This is a genomic window from Streptococcus sp. HMSC072D05 (assembly GCF_001815805.1).
GTDB lineage: Bacteria > Bacillota > Bacilli > Lactobacillales > Streptococcaceae > Streptococcus.
The window spans coordinates 1-416 of the sequence record NZ_KV822012.1 but is presented as its reverse complement, the minus strand read 5'-3'; the positions used below and the strand labels follow the sequence as shown (position 1 = coordinate 416).

Sequence of the window (416 nt, the reverse complement as noted above, 5' to 3'; positions counted from 1 at the left end):
TGTAAACAATACAAATTTTTTGAATGATAAACCACTTCGTTGAGTATAAGTTAAAGTTAACATCTTATCGTATACATGTTCTAAGTCTTTAACAAAACGTTTTAAAGAACGATGATAGTAATTACTTAAGTGACGTAACTCATCAAAAGGAATGGCTAATTCTTTTATATCTTGTTCTTTTAATTTATTACAAAGACTAAAAAATATATCGATTTCTGTGCTGGTAAACTTACGTAAAGGAACTAAATTCATTTCATTTTGATAGACAACAGTTTCTCCAGACATGTTTATAAAGCCTCCTAAACAATAAACAAACAATAGGACACTATAAAAAATAATAGGTTCCTTAATAGTATGAAAATATTTTAATTTAAAGCTATAATAACATTGTTTCAACTACAAAGGCAACTTATTTA

At 25.7% G+C, this 416-nt stretch carries 1 protein-coding gene; it reads right to left on the bottom strand.

Going from position 1 to position 416, the window contains the following annotated elements; genetic code table 11:
• Positions 1–285, bottom strand: a 285-nt coding sequence (locus HMPREF3057_RS03915) for a replication initiation protein (protein ID WP_142350337.1), incomplete at its 3' end; no start/stop codon positions are given.
• Positions 286–416 lie beyond the last annotated feature (131 nt).